The organism is Flavobacterium sp. UBA6135, assembly GCF_002428305.1.
Lineage (GTDB): Bacteria > Bacteroidota > Bacteroidia > Flavobacteriales > Flavobacteriaceae > Flavobacterium.
Genome location: NZ_DIVJ01000011.1, coordinates 1,027 through 17,668, shown reverse-complemented (window position 1 = coordinate 17,668; position 16,642 = coordinate 1,027). Strand labels below are relative to the sequence as shown.

At 34.4% G+C, this 16,642-nt stretch carries 10 protein-coding genes; 6 read left to right on the top strand and 4 right to left on the bottom strand.

Annotated elements, in window-relative coordinates; translation table 11 throughout:
* Positions 1-65 precede the first annotated feature (65 nt).
* Positions 66-467, top strand: a complete 402-nt coding sequence (locus B3L86_RS03595; RefSeq protein ID WP_291115115.1) for a c-type cytochrome — start codon at positions 66-68, stop codon at positions 465-467.
* Between the two features lies 1 nt (position 468).
* Here the strand turns inward: B3L86_RS03595 and B3L86_RS03590 are convergent, their stop codons facing one another.
* Both B3L86_RS03590 and B3L86_RS03585 read right to left on the bottom strand, forming a co-directional pair.
* Positions 469-1,152, bottom strand: coding sequence for a response regulator transcription factor (locus B3L86_RS03590; RefSeq protein ID WP_291115113.1), 684 nt, complete (start codon positions 1,150-1,152; stop codon positions 469-471).
* Positions 1,149-2,417 carry a sensor histidine kinase gene (locus B3L86_RS03585; RefSeq protein WP_291115111.1) on the bottom strand — a complete coding sequence of 423 codons (1,269 nt, stop codon included), beginning with the start codon at positions 2,415-2,417 and terminating at the stop codon, positions 1,149-1,151. Before B3L86_RS03585 ends, B3L86_RS03590 begins: the two co-directional genes overlap by 4 nt.
* Positions 2,418-2,590: 173 nt before the next feature.
* On the opposite strand from B3L86_RS03585, the gene B3L86_RS03580 reads away from it, so the two are divergent.
* Positions 2,591-3,043 (top strand): DUF1573 domain-containing protein, encoded by a 453-nt coding sequence (locus B3L86_RS03580; protein ID WP_291115109.1) that lies wholly within the window; start codon positions 2,591-2,593, stop codon positions 3,041-3,043.
* A gap of 115 nt (positions 3,044-3,158) precedes the next feature.
* A complete protein-coding gene (locus tag B3L86_RS03575; RefSeq protein ID WP_291115107.1) occupies positions 3,159-3,872 on the top strand; it encodes a 3'-5' exonuclease in 714 nt (237 codons plus the stop codon).
* Between the two features lie 67 nt (positions 3,873-3,939).
* On the opposite strand, the gene B3L86_RS03570 is transcribed toward B3L86_RS03575, so the two are convergent.
* Positions 3,940-7,197 (bottom strand): S8 family serine peptidase, encoded by a 3,258-nt coding sequence (locus B3L86_RS03570; protein WP_291115105.1) that lies wholly within the window; start codon positions 7,195-7,197, stop codon positions 3,940-3,942.
* A gap of 207 nt (positions 7,198-7,404) precedes the next feature.
* Here B3L86_RS03570 and B3L86_RS03565 point away from each other — a divergent pair, with 207 nt between their 5' ends.
* Complete coding sequence (locus tag B3L86_RS03565; RefSeq protein WP_291115103.1) at positions 7,405-9,084, top strand: ABC transporter ATP-binding protein; 1,680 nt, start codon at positions 7,405-7,407, stop codon at positions 9,082-9,084.
* Positions 9,085-9,090: 6 nt separating this feature from the next.
* Here B3L86_RS03565 and hflX read toward each other — a convergent pair whose 3' ends face one another.
* On the bottom strand, positions 9,091-10,308 hold the full coding sequence (gene hflX / locus B3L86_RS03560) for a GTPase HflX (RefSeq protein WP_291115101.1): 1,218 nt from the start codon (positions 10,306-10,308) through the stop codon (positions 9,091-9,093).
* A 170-nt stretch (positions 10,309-10,478) separates the two neighbouring features.
* Here hflX and B3L86_RS03555 point away from each other — a divergent pair, with 170 nt between their 5' ends.
* Together B3L86_RS03555 and B3L86_RS03550 are read left to right on the top strand one after the other, a co-directional pair.
* Positions 10,479-15,248, top strand: a complete 4,770-nt coding sequence (locus B3L86_RS03555; RefSeq protein ID WP_291115099.1) for a gliding motility-associated C-terminal domain-containing protein — start codon at positions 10,479-10,481, stop codon at positions 15,246-15,248.
* Positions 15,249-15,319: 71 nt separating this feature from the next.
* Entirely contained in the window at positions 15,320-16,240 is a 921-nt protein-coding gene (locus B3L86_RS03550) for a PorP/SprF family type IX secretion system membrane protein (protein ID WP_291115097.1), read from the top strand.
* Positions 16,241-16,642: the final 402 nt, after the last annotated feature.

Here is a 16,642-nt window from a genome sequence, read left to right as displayed (position 1 = left end):
CTGATGAATATCATGTCATTTGATTAGGTATTAAAGTATCTTTGAGAGAATTAAAATCATAGCTTATGAGAAATCTGTTTTTTTTACTATTTGTAGTGGTTTTTATTTCCTGCGGGGACAAAAAACCGGAACCTTTTGGAAAAGCATCAGATGAAGTTTTAAAAGAGGCTACGCCAATTGTGGTTGATGAAAAATTAAAATTAGGAGAAGAACTTTTTAATGGTGTTGGTATGTGTAAATCATGTCATTTACCGGATAAGAAAGTTATTGGGCCAAGCATCGTTGAAATTGCCAGAATTTATAAAGATAAAGAGGCAAGCATGGTTGAGTTTTTAAAAGAAAATGCTGAACCAATTGTTGATCCTTCGCAATATGAAGTGATGAAAACTAATTTTGCAATTACAAAAACCATGACTGATGAAGAGCTCAAGGCACTTGAAGCCTATATGTACAGCTTTTTGAAATAGTTTATTCTACAACTAATTTGAACCCAACTCTCGGAATATTTTCAATTCGAATGTTGGGTTCTTCTTTGAAGATTTTTCGCAAACGAGAAATAAAAACATCAAGGCTTCTTCCCATAAAATAATCATCAGTCCCCCACAATTCCAATAAAATTTTTTCTCTTTTTAAAACAGTGTTTTTATTGTCTAAAAACAATTTTAGTAAAGCAGCTTCTCTATCAGTTAAGTTAGTAGTGTGCGAATCTTTTGTGAGACAATAATTGTTGGGGTCAAACTCAAAAGCACCTATTTTGTATACTACTGCATTTGAAGTAAAAGTTTTTATGCTTCGGTTAAGAAAAATTTCAATTTTAAGTAAAAGTTCTTCCATGCTATAAGGTTTCACCAAATAATCATCAGCACCTAACTTCAAACCTTTAATTCGGTCTTCTTTCAAGGTTTTTGCCGAAAGAAATAAAATGGGAATTTCTTGGTTGCGTTTTCGTATTTCTGTTGCAATTTCAAACCCGTCCATATCGGGTAACATCACGTCTAAAATACATAGATCATAGGTGTTTTTGCAAAAGGCTTCAAAAGCAGTTTTTCCATTTGTAAAACGAGCAACTTCATATTGGTTTTCTAAACTGTCAGCAGTTAAAAAGCCCAGAGTTTCATCGTCTTCAACATAAAATATTTTTCGTTTACTCATAAAGAATCTTTTTTCGGAACAGAAATAAAAACGTTTAAACCACCTTTTGGATTGTTTTCGAGTTTTATTTTCCAGCGGTGTAAATCTATAATTTTTTTCACATAAGAAAGTCCGATTCCAAAACCTTCAATGTCTTTTTTGTCTTCCCTTGGCACGCGATAAAATTTATCAAAAACATTTTCAATATGAATTTTTTCAATCCCGGGACCATTGTCTGCAATTGAAATCTCTAAACCTTTTGCGGTTTCTATAGTTTGTATTAAAATTTCCGGAGAGTCACCACTATATTTTATGGCATTTTCAATAAGATTAAAAAGCGTATTGTAAAAATGAAATTCATCAGCCACCACTTTTTGATGAGGAGGAATTTCAATTGATATAGTACTTTGTTTGTTTGTTTTTAACAACACATTTTCTTTTATTAACTCAATCATTTCTTTCAATGCGATTGGTTTTTTATCTAATTCAATCCATTTCCCATCACCTTTTGCAACAGTAAGAATTCTTTCAATATGTTGGTTAAGTTTTTGACTTTGTGCTATGATGATATCAGTATACTTTGATAATTTTGGATTGTTTTTAATTTCAGGTTGGTTTTGAGTATATTTGGATGCAATTAATATAGAAGCTAATGGTGTTTTGAATTCATGCGTCATGTTGTTGATGAAATCAGTTTGCAATTCCGCATATTTTTTTTGTCGTAGCAGTTGAAAAACAGAATAGACATAAATCACCAAAACTAACAGAAGGATTCCAGTGAATACCCAATATTGACCCAAGGAACCAATTAATGAATACTTCAATTGAGGAAAACGAACGGCAAAATAATAAATTAAACCTTCTTTCTTTTCAAAACAATTTTCGCATTTTTCAGACTTTTCGTCATTGGAAGAAATGTAACTGCCGTACATCATTTCATCCGAGGCACAATCATAAATGGCATATTCAAAATCAACATCCAATTTTACTTTTTGAAATTCTGTTTTTAAATAATATTCCAACACTTCGGCCTCAAAAACATCATCAACGTTGACAATATAATAATCCTCTGTAACTTTTTTGATTTGATTATTAATAGGTAAATTGGTCTTATTGTCACGATAAATTTTTTGAACTACATCCTGAAGAGCAAAATGTATTTTATCGCCTACTTCTTTTTTTTCAAATGCATACGCTTGGTTTAGCAAAAGAAGCTGCATGATTAATACACCAACAATTGCCAAAAAGCCAATAAAAATAATACTATTTAGTTTTGTAAATTTCAAAGTAACACAAAAATAGGTAAAACAAAACTAGTAAACACTATGTTGCAAAAAACACCCAAAATAGCGGATTAACAAGTTGTTAACAAAACTTAGTAGGTGCTTAACACCAGAATTTTAGGTATAGTTATATATTTGTATCATTAATTTAAAATACTAACACAAAAATACTATTTATGAAAACAGTTAAAACAACTTTCTTTGCAGTAATTGCAATGTTTGCTTTCTCAGCTACTTCAAATGCTCAAGTACAAGACAAAAACCCTATGGCAAAACCTGCTATTACAACAACTCCTGCAGCAGCAAAACCATCGGCACCGGTTGCTTGGAAAGCTGAAGTTTATGATTTTGGGGATATTAAAAAAGGAACACCGGTAAGCCATGACTTTACTTTTACAAACACCACAAAACAAACTGTTTTAATTACAAATGTAAAAGCATCTTGTGGTTGTACTGCTACAGATTATACAAAAACCCCAATTAAACCAGGAGAAACTGCTTATGTAAAAGCTACATATAATGCTGCAGCTCCAGGGGCATTTTCTAAAACAGTTACAGTAACTTTAAATGAAAATGAAACTCCAAAAGTTTTAACAATTAAAGGTAAAGTGGTTGAACCTCAATCATAATACAATTTTACTACATATAAATTAGCCACGCAATTAGCGTGGTTTTTTTGTATCTATTGATGAAACGTAAAAGATATTTTCCTACTTTTATATTTAAACTCAAAATCTTTTTCAAATGTTAGAGAAAATTAAATTGGACACCATATTGTTTTTAGATATTGAAACCGTACCTGAAGAAGAAAATTTTCAGAATTTGGATGCAGAAAGGCAGTATTTATATGAACAAAAAACGCAATACCAAAGAAAAGAGGATTTTAGTGCAGAAGAGTTTTATGATCGAGCCGGAATTTGGGCTGAGTTTGGAAAAATTATTTGTATATCTGTTGGTTATTTTGTTTGTAAGGGAGACATTAGGAACTTTCGAGTGACCTCTTTTTATGGTGATGAAATTAAAATTTTGAAAGACTTTAGCAATTTGATAAACAATCATTTTAACCAGCCACAACATTTAATGTGTGGCCACAACGCAAAAGAGTTTGACTTTCCTTTTATAGCCAGAAGAATGATAATTAATGGCGTTTCAATTCCTTCAAAACTTAATTTTATCGGTAAAAAACCTTGGGAAGTACCACATTTAGATACCTTAGAAATGTGGAAGTTTGGTGATTATAAACATTATACTTCCTTGCGATTATTAACTAAGGTTCTTAATATTCCTTCTCCTAAAGATGATATTGATGGTAGCGAAGTGGGTCATGTATATTATGTTGAAAAAGACATTGATCGTATTGTAACCTATTGTGAAAAAGATGTAATAGCTGTGGCTCAGATATTTCTAAAACTTCGAAATGAAGATTTGTTAGTGAATGAAGAAATACTTCATGTATAAAATAAAAAACACCTCCAAAACAGAAATGAAAGTTTCTGTTTTGGAGGTGTTTTATCTTAAAACAACTCTAATTTGTTAGAATTAGTTTGGCAGTAAACTTCAAATCGTTTTCAGAAATCGTTAAGATATAAACGCCATTATTTAAATGATTAACATTAATTTGCTCTTCACTTGATGTCATTGTTTTTGAAAAAACGACTCTTCCTTGCATATCAATTAAATTCAATTCAGAATTATTTCCCGTTAAATTTGGGTTTTTAACTGTAAATACACCTTTTGATGGATTAGGGTAAATCAAAATTTCTGACAATAAGTTATCTGATATGTTTAAAGTTTCTTGAATTAAAATAGTTACAACTTCATTTGAATACCATCCCCAGGTAGCATTAATCACGTTCACAACAAAAGAATCAGAGGTTTGTGAGTTTTGACTATTGGTGTAACTGATTTTATTTTGAATTATATCCTCTTGGGTAAAAGTGTCACCAATGTTTAGGTTAGTATTATCTTTTTTTAGACTTCCTAAAGAAGTATTTTCTATTACTGTATATACATGAGCGGTAGTTGACTGATTATTAGTTTGAGCATTTAATTCAGACGGAACAATAACTTTCGTATTATTTGTGTTTGTTATTACATTATTTTTAGTAAATATCATATTGTTAATGATGTTTGCAACACTACAAAAAGTTAGTGAAAAAGCATTTATTACACCACCATCTTGGTTGTAATTATCAATTACTTTTAATTTCCAAGTGCCTGCCGAGCTTAAATTATTAAACGCACTCATTGATTGAAATGGAATTACATTTCCTGAAATAGCCGGATTTATGCTACATACCAAAGGCAGGCCATCATCATTTAGTGTAGCAATAATATCATCTTCGCCACCACAAGGCTCTTCTAATAGAATTACGGTGTTATTCGGGCCTTCAAGATAAATAGTCATGTCTTGCACCCAAGTATGATTGATATCAATAGAAGCGGTAACATTATCTATAATAAAATTATTAGCGACAATTAAAGGGACAGTAGCAACAGAATTGGCGACAGATTCAATTATTGCATCTGTAAAGTCTGTTGCAATATAAGTCAAGTCACAAGTTATACGACCTGTTTGAAAACTATAAAAATTAACTTGAGAAGATGTTCCACAGTTATTACTTGGTATGATTCGCCAATAATAAACCATTCTACTTTGTAAACCAGAAATTATTGCAATGTTTTCTGTAACAGTTTGATTTTGGAAAATGGTTGTAAAAGAAGGATTAGTTGATATTTGAACTAAATAGCTTGTTGCATTTAAATCAGGATTCCATGTTAAAGAAATTGTAGTAGCAATTCCACTTTGACCATTACTAGGATAAATTTGGGTAATTGGATTAAACGCTGCACTGTATACAATTAATTTAACATGTCTTGTTTCAGTTTCAGAACCATTAGTTCCAACTACCCCAATGTTATATTCTCCAGGAATAACATTTTGAAGATTAGAAACAGTCATGGTAAAAGAATTATTTGAACTCAAAGAATTTGAACTAAAAGTCACTACAGATCCAAGCGGTTGGTTACTAGCTGAAAAAGTTACAGGATTTCCTGACTGAATCCTAAAATTGAAATCAAAAACTGCCGATTCAGTTGCGCAAACTTGTTTGTCATTTCCTTGAGGGATAATCGCAAAGCTAGAACTGATTCCGGTCACGATTAATGAATAATGTTGCTTGCCTGAAACTAAATTTCCTTTGTGAGAAACTGTAATGGTATAAACGCCACCATCGGCTTGATCAATTTTAATAATTTCAACATTATCAACATTGTTATCTCCAGCTCTCAAAGCTACATCATTGGCATTTTGTTGTAATTTCCATGGAAAAAAAGTACTCCCATCTTGAGTTATTCTTATGTCCAGATCATTTACCAATGCTGGCGTGGGGTCGTTTAAAACGCCATTGTTTGCAACTCCAGGGACATCTGTCCAAGTTATTGAAGCGACTAGAGGCATACCAACAACAGATTGAACTGTCATAGTGTATGTTTGCCCTTGAGATAAGATGTCTTCTGCTATCCAAGAATTTAATCCGTTGTTGTTTAACGTTACTGCTGCAGCTTTAGCATTCAGTAATCCCCATCCAAATTTTGCATCAGGACCTGGGTTGCCGGCATCATCTGCTGTATGACAAGCTAAACCTTTTAAAGTGGCAGCTCGCATATATTTCCCATTAAGTTGTTTGTAATATTGTTGTAATAAAGCTAAAGTTCCCATTACATTAGGTCCTGACATAGATGTTCCTGATAATGAGGTATAACTAGTATCATCACTACTATGGGTAGAAAATAATCCGGTTCCATTTCCTGTAATATCAGGTTTTATTCTTAAATCATCTGAAGGACCTTGGCTACTTCCTGAGTTTATAAAAACGCTGATTAAATTTCCGTCATTATCAACAGTTGCATCTTGTGCATTTGCTACCACTAAATTGTTTTTAGCATTTTTATTACCATTAAGTTTGTCGTATCCCAGGGTTGATGGACTTGAATTGGTATTATTTCCATCATTTCCAGCCGAAGCAACCATTAAATAATAGGGTGCTGCATACGCAACTTGGTCCCAAGCTCTGGCGGGTTGAGAATAAGCTCCCGTATACCAAGGGTCATTTATGCTACTGAGTGGAGTTCCGTAGGAATGGTTTGAAAGCAGAAGTCCATTTTGAATTTCTTGAGTAACTTCAGTCAAATCATTACTCCAATCATAAGTTTTAACAGATATCGAGGGAGCCATTCCCTTTGCACTAGGGTTAATTCCGGATGCAGCAATGGTTCCTGTTACATGTGTTGCGTGAAAACTATTTCCATTAAGTGATGTTACTCCATCGCCTGATGTTACTCGAAAATCAAATTCTTGATGGCTTAGACGTGTAGCACCACCATCCCAAACACCAACTGTCAAACTTTCACCATTTAAATTTAAGTTAAGTGAACCACCTGAATTTAAATGATTGGCCCGAGTTGAACGAGATGCATTTAGGTTTTCAATAGCATAATACAAAGGATTGCCATCAACAAGAACCCCAACCAACTCATCAAACGATCCATCGGAATTAACTTTTATTAAATCCCAACCTTTTTCTTTTGCAAGCTTTTGAATTCTTATTTGATTGTTTCTGTAGTTTTGAATAAATTCATTCTCTAGTTTTTTTAACTCTTGAAGGTTTGATGCTCCCAGAATGTATCTTTTGTCAACATTGTTTTGAGAAAATAAAAAAGAAGAATAAAATAAAAATAGTACTAGAGTACTGTTTAAAACAAATAGGTAGATTTTATTCATTGTTTATAGATAGTATTTTAAAAGACAAATATATTAATTTAATTTTATGTAGTTTTATTTCCAATTCTTTAAAGAATTGACTATTCAAATCTACTAAAATCATGAACACTATAATTTTTTTTGAATAACATTAACTATTGTTTATTACGTATTTTTTGAAAGTTTGGTTTGCAAAATAGCAGTATATTTATTCCAATTTGAAACGAAATGGTATTACAAGTAAAAAATCTTTGTATTTCTTTTAAAAAAGGAAATGGTTATCATAATGTGATAAGTAATCTTTGTTATGAATTAAATTCTAACGAAATACTTGGCATTGTTGGTGAATCGGGTTCAGGCAAATCGGTTTCTTCACTAGCAATTATGGGATTGCTTCCAAAAAAACTTGCAAAAATTGATGAAGGAGAAATTCTATTTGATGGCCATAATCTTTTGCAAGTTGATGGAAAAAAATTTCAAAAAATCAGAGGCTCAGAAATTGCAATGGTTTTTCAAGAACCAATGAGTTCATTGAATCCCTCATTAAAATGTGGTTTTCAAGTTGGAGAAATCCTAAAAGTTCATACTAAAAAGTCAACCGCTGCAATAAAACTTGAAGTTTTACAATTGTTTGAAAAAGTAAAACTACCCAATCCTGACAAAATATATTCTAGTTATCCACATGAAATTTCAGGCGGACAAAAACAGCGTGTGATGATTGCTATGGCTATTGCTTGTAAGCCCAAACTATTAATAGCTGATGAACCAACAACAGCACTTGATGTTACGGTTCAAAAAGAAATTATTTTACTTTTAAAAGAGTTACAGCAAGAAACAAAAATGAGTATTATTTTTGTTTCACATGATTTAGCTTTGGTGTCTGAGATTGCTCACAATGTTTTGGTGATGTATAAAGGAGAGATTGTTGAACAAGGAAATACTAAACAATTATTTAATGACCCGCAACATGATTATACCAAAGCACTTTTGGCATCAAGACCTTCTTTAGAATATCGATTAAAACGATTGCCAACAATAAATGATTTTATTGAGAAAACAACCAATGCAACAATCATAACGAATGAAATTAGAAACAGCAATCATCTAGAAATATACAATAAACAACCATTGTTGGAAGTGGTTGATTTAACAAAAGAATATGTTTCAACCATAGGTTTCTTTTCAAAAAAACAAAGTTTTACTGCGGTTGATTCAGTGAGTTTCAAAATATATGAAGGAGAAACTTTGGGTTTAGTAGGTGAATCCGGATGCGGGAAATCCACTTTAGGTAACACTATCATGTTATTAGACAAAGCGACAAGTGGCCAAATTTTTTACAGAGGAAAACTGATTTCCAACCTTTCAAAAAAAGAACAACGCGATTTGAGAAAAGAAATTCAAATTATTTTCCAAGACCCTTATTCTTCATTAAATCCCAGAATTCCGGTTGGTAAAGCAATTATGGAACCGATGAAAGTTCATGGTTTATATAAAAATGATGCGGAGCGAAAAGAAAAAACTATAGAAATATTAAAACAAGTGGGATTAGGTGAGGAACATTTCAACCGGTATCCACACGAATTTTCCGGAGGACAAAGACAACGTATTGGAATTGCTAGAACCATTGCGGTTCAACCAAAGTTAATTGTTTGCGATGAATCTGTTTCGGCATTAGATATTTCCGTTCAGGCACAAGTATTGAATTTATTGAACGAACTAAAAGAAAATTTCGGATTCACCTATCTTTTTATCTCTCATGACTTAGCTGTTGTAAAATATATGTCAGATAAAGTTATGGTTATGAATAAAGGAAAAATTGAAGAAATGGAAGAAGCAGACCAATTGTATAACAATCCGAAATCGGAATACACTCAAAAACTAATAAATGCTATTCCAAAAGGAAATTAATCAGTACTATTCTTCAATAGCATCATTATAATCAGGATATAAGAATTTGTTGTATGGAAAACGAGAGATGTGAATTTCTCTAACGGCTTCGTATACATTTTCTCTAAACTCTTCAAAATTATCTTTATTAACAGCCGAAATAAACAGAGCATTTCGTTTGCCAACATTTGACATCCAAGTGTTTTTCCACTCTTCTAATGTTTGATGCCTTGCTGTTTTTTCAGTTAGATTATCTTCATTAGGGAGCAATGGTTTGTAGGCATCAATTTTATTGAAAACCATAATTGTTGGTTTGCCATCACTTTTAATATCTTTTAAAATTTGATTAACCGAATCAATATGATCTTCAAATTCAGGATGAGAAATATCTACAACATGCAACAATAAGTCGGCTTCTCTAACTTCATCCAAAGTGCTTTTGAATGATTCAACCAATTGAGTTGGTAATTTTCGTATAAATCCAACAGTATCTGAAAGTAAAAAGGGAAGGTTTTTTATCACAACTTTTCTAACGGTGGTGTCTAGCGTTGCAAAAAGTTTGTTTTCCACAAAAACTTCGCTCTTACTAATAACATTCATTAAAGTAGATTTTCCTACATTAGTGTATCCAACTAAAGCAACACGAACTAAAGCACCGCGATTGCTTCTTTGAACAGACATTTGCTTATCAATCACTTTTATTTTTTCCTTCAGCAAAGCAATTCGATCTCTTACTATTCGACGGTCAGTTTCAATTTCAGTTTCACCCGGACCACGCATTCCAATTCCTCCACGTTGTCTTTCTAAGTGTGTCCACATTCCGGAAAGTCTTGGAAGTAAGTATTGACATTGAGCTAATTCAACTTGAGTTCTTGCATAAGAGGTTTCTGCTCGCTGAGCAAAAATATCAAGAATTAGATTTGTTCGATCTAAGACTTTACAATCTAATATCTTGGTAATATTTTTTTGTTGAGCTGGAGTAAGTTCGTCATCAAAAATAACAGTCTTTACATCATTTTCTTTAATATATAGATGGATTTCTTCAATTTTACCGGTACCTACAAAAGTTTTTGGATTAGGTTTATCCATTTTTTGAGAAAATCTTTTAATAACTTCACCACCGGCTGTAAAAGTTAAAAACTCCAATTCATCTAAATATTCGTTTAATTTCTCATCACTTTGAAGCTGTGTAATAATTCCAACCACAACTGTTTTCTCAAAATTTATTTCTACTTTTTCTAACATAATATAGCTTTATCAATGCAAAGCTAATCAATTGAAAAATCTTAAACTGTAATTAATTAAAATCTTTAAAAGTTAAAAACGAATTTTTTGTCAATCAATCTTTAAAATTTGTTAAATTTGACTTCCCTAAACAAAATTTGTTACATTTTTTTAACTTTAACGTTCATTTTATGAAAAAAATTACGCTTTTATTAGTAGCGGCTTTTTGCACACTAACGGGATATTCTCAATATTTCGAAGGGTTTGAAGGAGCTACTTTTCCACCAACAGGATGGTTAGTAACCGATAACGGTGTAGGTACCGTTAACTCCTGGGAACGAACCAACAACGTTTCTACTCCTCCAACTGTCTATCAAGGCACCTATTCTGCTTTCATGACTCGTGAAAATATTGGGGTTGGTAATACTTCGCAAGATTGGTTGATTACGAATCAATTAGCTGTTCCAGCAAATGGACAGTTAAAGTTTTTTACACGATCAACACTTGCAGGAAACCAAGGAACTTTGTATCAAATCAGAGTTTCAACAAGTGCTAATCAAGCTGATTTAGGTGCTTACACCTTAGTACAACAATTTACTGAAAACGAATTGTCGGCTGTATATAATGTTTATGAAGAAAAAATTATAAGCTTAAATGCATTTCCGGCAGGTCAGCAGGTTTACATTGCCTTTGTAATGGTGTTTACACAACCCACTACTGCTTTAGGCGGTGACCGTTGGTTAGTAGACAATGTATCAGTAGTAGAACAATGTATTGACCCCGTAAACCCAACAGCTTCTAACTTTTCTTTAACCGGAGCAACACTTTCTTGGGGAAATCCGGGTGGTGCAACTCAGTTTGAAGTAGAGGTTGTTCAGGTCCCAAATGCACCAACCGGAGTAGGTATTTTAACAGCCAGCAATCCTGTAACTACACAAGCTTTAGGGTTAACGCTTCAACAAGCTACTCAATATGAATATTATGTTAGAGCAATTTGTAATCCTTCAACTAATACCAGTTTATGGGTAGGACCATTTGCTTTTTCAACGTCAACTCCAGGTCAAACTTGTGAGGCTCCGGCCATTATTCCTTCAATACCTTATGTTACAACAGACAACACGAGTAATTATGGTGATGAATATGGAGGTTCGGCAGGAACTGGTTGTGGCTCAGGAAATCCTTATTTAAATGGTAACGATGTATTCTATAGTTTCACAGCAACCAGTAACGTACCTGTTACTATAACTATGAGTCCAACCAATACATGGTCTGGGTTGTTTGTATATAACAGTTGTGCAAATGTTGGTGTAAGTTGTATTGCAGGAGTAGCAAACTCAAATACAAACCCAAGAGTAATTATATTGCCTGTTACGGCTGGTCAAACCTATATTATTGCCATCTCAACATGGGCAACGGGTGCTCCAACACAAAGCACAGGTTATACTTTAACTATTGTTGAAAATACATGTACTAACTTTACTGCAACATATAGTGTTTTGCCAGATTGTGCAAATGGGAATCAGTTTTTTGCTGTGGCAAACGTTACTAATATGGGAACTGCCACATCAATTGTTGGTACATCAAGTGAAGGTGGAGCAACACAATCGGTATCTGCTCCGGGAACCATGCAATTTGGACCTTATCCAAATGGAACAAACGTAACATTGAACCTTCAAAACGCAAACGACATAAACTGTTTTTCAAACAGCTCAAATCTTACTCAAGCTTTTTGTCCTGCTACAAATAATTTATGTTCAGGAGCTATTCCAATTGAATGTGGTGATTCGCAATCTCAAACTACCGTTGGTGCGACCACAGCAGGAGCCCCTACATTTACTTGTGGAACCGGACCCGGATCCGGAGGTTTATGGTATTCTTATGTAGGAACAGGTGATATAGTTACATTTTCACTTTGTGGCTCTGCGTTTGATACAAAAATTCAAGTGTTTACGGGTGCTTGTGGCACATTTACTTGTGTTGCCGGAAACGATGATTTTTGTGGCAACCAATCTGAAGTTCAAGTTGTAACTACGCCAGGAGTAACTTATTATGTATATGTATTTGGTTTTGGAACGGCACAAGGTGTTTTCACCTTAACTACTAATTGTATTCCGGCACCTCCAGCACCAGCTAATGATAATTGTAATACAGCAACTGTGGTACCGGTGAATACGGATGCTACTTGTGCTTTAACCGTACCAGGTACAATTGAAGGAGCTACTCAATCACCTCAAGCCAATACTTGTGTTGGAACAGCAAATGATGATGTTTGGTATCAGTTTGTAGCAACTCAGGCTATACATACTATTTCATTATTGAACGTTGCAGGTTCTACTACCAATTTGAATCACGCGTTGTTTTCAACAACAAATCCAAGTGATCCGTGTTCAGCCTTGACGTTGGTTTATTGTAGTGATCCAAATTTGAGTTATGCCCCGGGATTAGTTCCTGGACAAACTTATTATATTAGAGTTTATAGTTCTGGAACCGCAATTCTTCAAAATACAACGTTTAATGTTTGTGTTAGTGTTCCACCGCCACCACCTGTAAATGATAGTTGTAGTACGCCTTTAATTGCACCTGTTAATATCTCTCTCATATGTGCACAAACAATATCAGGAACAATTACAAGTGCAACGGCATCTCCAGAGCCAAATGCTTGTACAGGAACCGCTGATGATGATGTATGGTTTCAGTTTACTGCTTTAGCTAGTATACATAATATTAGTTTTAATAACGTTCAAGGGACAACTACAGATTTAGCATTTGCTACCTACTCTGGGTCATCTTGTAGTGCCTTAACACAAATTAATTGTCAGGTGAACAATAGCGGAGTCGTAGGAGGTTTAACTCCTGGAGAGGTGTATTATATACGCGTTTATTCACAGCCGGCAACACCTAACTTAATCGCTACTTTTGATCTTTGTATTACCACTCCAACACAATGTGATAGTGCTCAATTAACTTGTGGCGATGGTTCAGTCATTAATAATCAAATAGGAGTTCCTAGTTATGGATCTATTGGTTGTTTATCTACTACACCTAATCCATTTTGGTTTACTATTGAGATTGAAACATCGGGTTCCATTACATTTACCTTAAGTCAAAATTCAGCAGGAAATTCTGATGTAGATTTCATATTGTGGGGTCCTTTTACAAGTGCTCAAATTAACAGTACGGCATGTAACAATTTATATGATTATCCTGATGGAAATTTATCCATTCCAAACAATATAGTAGATTGTAGTTATTCTGCCGCTGCAATAGAATTTATAGATATTCCAAATGCTGTTCAAGGGCAACATTATTTATTATTGGTTACTAATTATGGAAACGCTTTAGGAACATTTAACATTAATCAAACCGGTGGTACCGGTGCTGCTGCATGTTGTAACGTAGATTTAGGGCCAGACTTAGTATTTTGTAATCAAGAATCACACATAATAAATGCAACTTTTACAGGAGATCCAGGTACAGTAATATGGTATAAGGACAATGAAATAATTCCAAATCAAACAACAGCTTCCTTAACGGTAACTGAAACAGGAATTTATAAGTGTGATATTGCTTGTGGTCAAACTACAAAATCAGATGAAGTTTCAATTATATTTAACAACATAGCTGCGGATGAAAAAGAAGATGTAATAGTGTGTGATGGTTATGTTTTACCAGATGATTTAAGTGCTAATAATAATTATTATACCGCAACCGGAGGCCCAACAGGTACGGGTGTAATGTTAAATGCTGGGCATGTTATTAGTTCTTCACAAACTATTTACATTTTTGCTGAAACCGGTACAACTCCAAACTGTACTGATGAATCAAGTTTTGAAGTTTTCATTGTTCCAACACCAACATTAGATCCAGCAATTAATATAACCGCTTGTGATTCATACGAATTACCCAACCTATTACTTGGTAATTATTTCTCAGAACCGGGAGGCACAGGATTATTATTAAACGCAGGAGATTTGATAACCTCCACACAAACCATTTATGTATATACTACAAATGGTCCGTGTGCTACAGAGGTAAGTTTTGTGGTAACTATTAATAGTATTCAAGCCAGTACTTTACCGGATGTTACCGTTTGTGACAGTTATTTACTTCCTTCCATTGAAGTGGGTAATTTCTTCACAGCACCAAACGGCGGTGGAACACAGCTTGCTGTTTCAACGCCTATTACTAGCTCACAAACCATTTACATCTTTGCCCAAACAGGTACAGAGCCAAATTGTGTGAGTGAGACCAGCTTTGAAGTAACGGTAAATACTACACCACCTGTTGATAGTCTCTCTGATGTAACCGCTTGTGATTCTTATGAATTACCAACATTAACTGCAGGAAATTATTATTCGGGTCCAAATGGAAGTGGTCAAGCTTATGCTGCAGGAGATGAGATTACCAGCACACAAACCATTTACATCTTTTCACAGAGTAACACTTCACCTAATTGTACTGCAGAAAACAGTTTTGTAGTAACTATAGACTCGGTAAGTGTGGATCAATTGGAGGATGTGGAACAATGTGGAAGCTTCATTTTACCAACATTATCTTCAAATAATGTTTATTTTACAGGTCCAAACGGTTCAGGCACACAACTAGCGGCTGGAAGTTTAGTCACTTCAACACAAACGGTTTATATCTATGCTACATCAGGAACATGTTCTGCAGGTACTAGCTTTGAAGTGGTGATAAACAACTGTGTGATTCCAAAAGGTATTTCTCCAAACGGAGATGGTAAGAATGATGAATTAGACCTTTCTACCTTTGGTGTTGCCAAGTTAAGTATTTTTAACCGCTACGGACGTAGTGTCTACAGCCGTACTAATTATACCAATCAATGGTATGGTCAGTCTGACAAAGGCGATGAATTACCGGACGGAACGTACTATTTTGTAATAGAGTTTGAAACAGAACCTACTAAAACCGGATGGATTTATATCAACAGAGAGCGTTAATCAAATACAATAAAGCAGGGTTGCTCTTCCTTTAGAGCAACTCCCTGCTTAACCACAAACCTTATACTAAAATGAAGAAATTATATTTCACACTACTGGTAGTTGTAATTGGTCTTACAGACATTACCGCTCAACAAGATCCACATTATACACAATACATGTATAATATGAACGTGATTAACCCAGCCTATGCAGGTAGTAAAGAGAACCTTTCCTTTGGGTTGTTGTACCGCAAGCAATGGGTAGAAATTGAAGATGCTCCAACCACAGCTACTTTTTCCGGACACATGCCTGTTGGTAGAAATGTAGGGATGGGACTTTCCCTTATCTCCGACGAGATAGGACCTGTAACGGAACAAAATGTATATGCTGATTTCTCCTATACCTTAAACTTAGGCGGAGAACACAAATTAGCCTTTGGTTTAAAAGCAGGAGCTACCTTTCATAAGGTAGGCTTGTTTGATGATGTGTACAGCACGCTTCCTGATCCTAATGACCCTGCTTTTTCTGAAAACACAAACAATGTGTATATGAATATTGGAACCGGTATTTTCTACTACACCAATAAATATTATGTAGCCTTGTCGGTTCCTAATATGCTAAAATCAAAGCACCTTGATTTCAACGGAAGAGAATTTGGAACAGAAACACAACATTATTTCTTAACAGGAGGTTATGTTTTTGATTTAACAGACAATGTAAAATTCAAACCTTTTGCCATGGTTAAGTCGGCTTTTAATGCTCCAACTTCACTGGATGTATCGACCAACTTCTTGTTTAACGAGAAGTTTGAGATAGGTGCAACCTACCGATTGGAAGACAGTTTTGGAGCTATGGTAAATTATGCCATTAGTCCTAATCTACGCATCGGATATGCTTATGACCATATCGTTTCTGATTTGAAGGTAACCACTCCTTCTTCTCACGAGGTGATTTTGTTGTTCGATTTGAACTTCCCGAAAAAAGTTTCACGTTCACCACGATATTTCTAACCTAAAAGCGACCTAAACAATGAAAAAAGTATATATATCCCTGTTANNACTCTTCAATAGATTGGAGTATGTTGCAGCCGCTGAAGAATACCTCAAACTTGCCGAAAAGAGCAAAGGGGATAGCTATGTGTATAAACAACTCGCTGAGAGTTATTTCAACACCTTTAATCCCGCTGAAGCCAGCAAGTGGTATGCCAGAGCGGTGGAAACCGATCAAGATGCTGAAACCTATTACCGCTATGCACAAATGCTAAAAGCTCAAGGAAAGTATGAAGAGGCCAACAAACAAATGCAAAAGTTTGCTGCCAAGGCTCCAAACGACCAAAGAGCCAAAGACTTTAAGGCCAATCCAAACTATTTACCAAAACTTTTAGACAAACAAAAACAGTTTGATTTAAAACC